Consider the following 4,581-nt stretch of genomic DNA (forward strand, 5'->3'; position numbering starts at 1 on the left):
GGCCGCAGGCGTGCATCTTGCCGGGGTGGCGGCTGGCGTGGGCGAAGGTGTTGTGCTCGGTCATCGGCAGCGCGTCCATGTCGGCGCGCAGGCCGATGGCGCGGGACGATTCGCCCGCCGTGCCCTTGACGATGCCGACCAAGCCCGTTTTCCCCAGGCCCCGGTGGACCGGGATGCCCCAGCCGGCGAGCGTCTCGGCGATCACGTCGGCGGTGCGGACCTCCTCGAAGCAGAGTTCGGGATGGGCGTGGATGTCGCGGCGGAGCGCGACGAGGGGGGAAAGGTCGGGGGCGTTCATGGCGTGGGACTCGCAGGGTGCGTTTCGGGCCATCTTAGCGGGGCTGTCGGACAAGTTCGACGGGAAGTGTGTTGTCCACAGCCGCACGGCACGCTGTGGTGGAGCCGCTCCAGTCCAGCAGCCCTCCCGCCTGTGCCGCGGCGCCACGCCGCCGCACGGTCATCTCGGCGAGGATGCTCAGCGCGATCTCTGGTGGCGTCAGCCCGCCCAGGTTCAGGCCCACGGGACCGCGCAGGCGTGCTACCTCGGCCGCACTCACGTCGAACTGCTGCAAGCGTTCACGGCGGGTGTCGTTGTTGCGGCGCGAACCCAGTGCGCCAACGTAGAAGGCCGGCGTGCGCAGCGCCTCCATCAGGGCCAGGTCGTCCAGCTTGGGGTCGTGGGTGACGGCCACCACGGCGCTGTTGGCGTCCAGCGCCATCGCCAGCACCAGGTCGTCCGGCATGCTGGGCGACAGGGTGACGCCCTCCATCGCCTGCCAGCCTTCGTGGTACTCCTCGCGCGGCTCGCAGATGGTCACGCGGTAGTCCAGCATCACGGCCATCGCCGCCAAGTAGCGCGAGAGCTGGCCGCCGCCGATGATCAGCAGGCGCAGGCTGGGGCCATGCACCGTCCGCAGCACCGTGCCGTCGAACTGCAGGGTGTCGCCGTCCACGGCGGGCACCAACTGCACGGTGCCGGTGGCGAGATCGATCTGGCGTGTCACGCGCTGGTGCCCCTGCACGGCCGCCAGCAGTTCGTGAAGCTGCGACCGTGCGGACAGCGGCTCCAGCACCACCTGCACCGTGCCCCCGCAAGGCAGGCCAAAGCGCCGGGCTTCTTCGGCACTGGCACCGTAGGTGGTGAGCTGCGGCAGCCGCACCGCCAGCTCGCCCCGCGCCACGCGGCGGATCAAGTCGTCCTCGATGCAGCCGCCGGACAGCGAGCCTGCCACCTGACCATCGTCCCGGATGACCATCAGCGAGCCTGGTGGACGCGGCGCCGACCCCCAGGTGCGCACCACCGTGCCCAGCGTGACGCGGTGGCCGGTCTCCAGCCAGTGCAGGGCCGTGTGGAGGACTTCGATGTCCATGCTGTTCATGTGGGGTGTTCCTGGGTCGGCGGGGTAACGGGTCTGTCGCGCATCAACGGCCATGCGGCACCCGCCATGGCCAGCGCCGCCAGCGTGGCATGGACGGTGGCCAGGGCGTCCGGGCCGGCGGCGTCCATCGCCACCCCCAAGGCGAGCACGGCGCCGCCGCTGGCCGCCAAGGGGACGATGCGGCCGACAAACCCCCACAGCGAGGCCAGTGGCGAGGCCGGTGGCGGGGTCGGTGGCGGGGTCGGCCGTTGCGGCACCGGCAGCGCCTGCATCGAGAGGCACCAGGCCAGGCTCCAGGCCACGGCCTGCCAGAGCGAGGCGGCCATCAGCCCGGCAAAGCCCGGCCAGATCAGCAGGACCGGGCCACTGGCGAGCATGGCCAAGGCAACGCCGGCCCGAAGCAGCTTCGGTGACACCGCGGCGGGCAGCCCGGCGGCCTGGGGGCCGTGCCGCAGCGTGAAGTTCAGCCCCCAGGCGGGCAGCAGCATCGCCCCGAGGTGCAGCGCCACGGTCGCGGGGGCGGACAGCGCCATGCCATCGTCAGCGCCACACCACTCGGACATGCGCGACAGGGCGGCCATCATGGGCAACATCACCAACGCGGCGGCGAGGTGCGGCCACTGCGCCGGGTCTCGCCAAGGGCGCCAGCCCGGCAGGTGCAGCGCGCAGTCGAACAGGCCGGCGCGGCAGGCGCTGACCGCCTTGACGCCGTGTGGCGCCAGCGCCGCCGCCGCCAGCGCCGCCACCAGCACGGCCAGCGCCACCCCGTCGGCGGATCGACTGACGGCGACCAAGTCACCGGCCACCGCCCATGACAGCACCGCCCCCGCGACAGCGGCCGAAAAAGGGGCCGGCGGGCGTTGTGTGCCGGCCCGGCGCAGCGCCTGGACGCAGAACGACGCGCCCAGCAGCAGCACGCCCCAGGCGCCGGAGGCGAGCAGCACCCAGCCTCCCGCCGGACCACTGCGGTGGTTCAGCGCCAGCAGGGCTGCCGCAGCAACCCCGCCAGTACCCACCAGAGCCATGCGCAGGGTGGGCATCGACAGCCGGCGGTCCTTGAGCAGCGCCAGCCCGCCCGCCATGGTCACCAGCCACAGGGCGACCGGTGCCTGACCACCCGCCCACAGGGGCAGATGCTGTCGGCCCAGGGCACCCAGCACCAGCCACCCCCCGATCAGCAAAGCCCAGGCCAGCGTGCGCACCAGCGCCAGTCGCAGCGCCAGGCCGGAGGGTTCAGGCCGCCCGGTAGCCATGCAGGCGGTCCGTGCCGTGGGCCTGGTGAATGCTGGCGTTGAACGAGATGACCATGCGGTCGAGTTCGCCTTCATACGGCAGGGCCTGGTGGGCCAGCCAGGAGGGGAACAGCACCAGTTGTCCGGGCAACGGGGCCACGTCCACATGCGCCGGCTGCAGGTAGGCGTTGCCCAGGTCCACATGCGCACCGCCCAGCCGGGCAAACGGCGGGCCGTAGAAGCGGGTGGTGCCGTTGAGTTCGCCGTGGGTCGGGTGGGTGCAGCGGCGCTCCGGCGGGTCCACCTGCACGCAGTACACGCCCGACCAGGAACAGTTGCCGTGGGTATGCACGTCGTGAAAGGCATTGCGGTTCGCGCACTGGAACCACAGGCCCTCGATGGCCACTTGCAGCGACAGGCCGGTGCGCTCGGTGCTGGCGGGCCAGGCGCCGCGGTTGGCCTGCGTCACCGTGTCGCGCAGGCATTCCACGAAGTAGCGCACCAGGCCCTGCCACTCGGGCAACTGCACGCGTTGCAGCAGATCGTCGTCGCTGGCGAAGAAAGCCCCTGGCGCTTCACCGCGCACGGCGGACTGGGTGGCACGCAGGGCACCGAACATGCGCACCAGCAGCGGGTTGAGCGCCGCGGCGGCAGGGTAGCGGTGGAGGCCCAGCGGGGTGGGCCACAGTGTGTGGAAACCGGCGTTCAGCGTCATGGCCGTGAACGAGGCTCAGGCCGCCGGCACCAGTGCGGCCGGCCAGCGCAGGGCGTGGCCGGTCTCGCGCTCGAAACGGGCAATGTCGTCCAGCGTGTCCACGTCCACCCGGTAGCGCCGGTTGTCGGTGGCAAAGAAGGACACGGCCTGCGGATTCGCGGCACGCCACTGGCGGCACCCCACACTGGCGTCACCCGCCAGGATCTGCTGCTGCACCTCGGCGCTGAAGACCACCGGGTTGCCCGGCTTGCCGTCCACGGTGGGCACCACCACGGCGGTGCCTTCGGCGCGTTTCTTGAAAGCACCGATCACGGCGCTGATGTCCTGTGCGTTGATCAAGGGCTGGTCGGCCAGCGCCACCAGCACGGCATCGTGCCGGCCGGTCAGCGCCTGCAGGCCCAGGCGCAGCGACGAGGTCTGGCCCTCGTCCGGGTTCAGGTTGCGCACCAGCGTGACCGGGAAGCTGTGGACCATCGGTTCAATCAGCTCGGCATGGTGGCCCAGCACCACCACCACCTCGTCCACGCCCGCACCCGACAGGGCAATCAGTTGGCGCCGTATCAGTGGCACCCCACCCAGCTCCAGCAAGGCCTTGGGTCTGCCACCCATGCGCGAACCCGCACCAGCCGCCAGCAGCACGGCGCCCACCGCCAGACGGCTGTACAGCCCGCCACCCCCTTTGAGAATGCACCCCATGGCTCAGGCTCCACCGCAGCACGAACCTGCGATCGGGGGCAGGTCGGGCAGCGGCAATGGCAGCGGCAATGGCGTGTGTCGGGCCGCGACCGGCGTTGGGGTTGCAGGCGTTACCGGGTCTGCAGCGGCTGAACCCTGCTGCGGTGCGGCCCGCCGCGCCGCCACCACGGCGGCCAGTACCGAGAGCGCGATCTCCTCGGGCGACTGCGCACCAATGGCTTGGCCTGCCGGCGCGACGATGGCGGCCACGGCCGCGGCGTCCTGCCCGGCGGCGACCAGCGCCGAGCGCAGCACCTGCGCCTTGCGGGCGCTGGCCACGAAGCTCACCTGCCGGGCACGCAGCGCCAGCGCCGTGCGCAAACCTTGCAGGTCGCGCTGGCCTTGCGTGGCCACCACCACCAGCGCACCCGGCGCAACCTGCGCGGCCACGGCGTCGGCGTCGTCGCTGGCGATCACCTCGGCGGCATCGGGAAAGCGCGCCGCCTCGGCCGCGTGCGCCACCACGGTGACCTGCAGGCCCACGCGGGGGGCCAGCCCGGCCAGTGCGACCGCCACGGGC

Annotated in this window: 5 protein-coding genes and 1 pseudogene; all 6 read right to left on the reverse strand. The window is 72.1% G+C overall.

The window, feature by feature from the left end; translation table 11 throughout:
* Positions 1-298, reverse strand: a pseudogene (locus QZW52_RS18580) (amidohydrolase); the annotation flags it as partial.
* 34 nt (positions 299-332) lie between these two features.
* The gene (locus QZW52_RS18585; RefSeq protein WP_294001513.1) at positions 333-1,379 is read right to left on the reverse strand and encodes an XdhC family protein; all 1,047 of its coding nucleotides are present in this window, start codon (positions 1,377-1,379) and stop codon (positions 333-335) included.
* Positions 1,376-2,632: a hypothetical protein gene (locus QZW52_RS18590; RefSeq protein ID WP_294001516.1), complete on the reverse strand. Its 1,257-nt coding sequence runs from the start codon at positions 2,630-2,632 to the stop codon at positions 1,376-1,378. Before QZW52_RS18590 ends, QZW52_RS18585 begins: the two co-directional genes overlap by 4 nt.
* The gene (locus QZW52_RS18595) at positions 2,613-3,326 is read right to left on the reverse strand and encodes a putative 2OG-Fe(II) oxygenase (RefSeq protein ID WP_294001519.1); all 714 of its coding nucleotides are present in this window, start codon (positions 3,324-3,326) and stop codon (positions 2,613-2,615) included. The genes QZW52_RS18590 and QZW52_RS18595 overlap by 20 nt, the downstream gene beginning before the upstream one ends.
* A 15-nt stretch (positions 3,327-3,341) precedes the next feature.
* Positions 3,342-4,022, reverse strand: a complete 681-nt coding sequence (locus QZW52_RS18600) for a nucleotidyltransferase family protein (RefSeq protein WP_294001522.1) — start codon at positions 4,020-4,022, stop codon at positions 3,342-3,344.
* A 3-nt stretch (positions 4,023-4,025) separates the two neighbouring features.
* A partial coding sequence (locus QZW52_RS18605) for an XdhC family protein (protein WP_294001524.1) occupies positions 4,026-4,581 on the reverse strand: 556 nt, incomplete at its 5' end.

This window comes from Sphaerotilus sp. (assembly GCF_013299175.1).
In the GTDB taxonomy this organism is placed as follows: domain Bacteria; phylum Pseudomonadota; class Gammaproteobacteria; order Burkholderiales; family Burkholderiaceae_C; genus Sphaerotilus.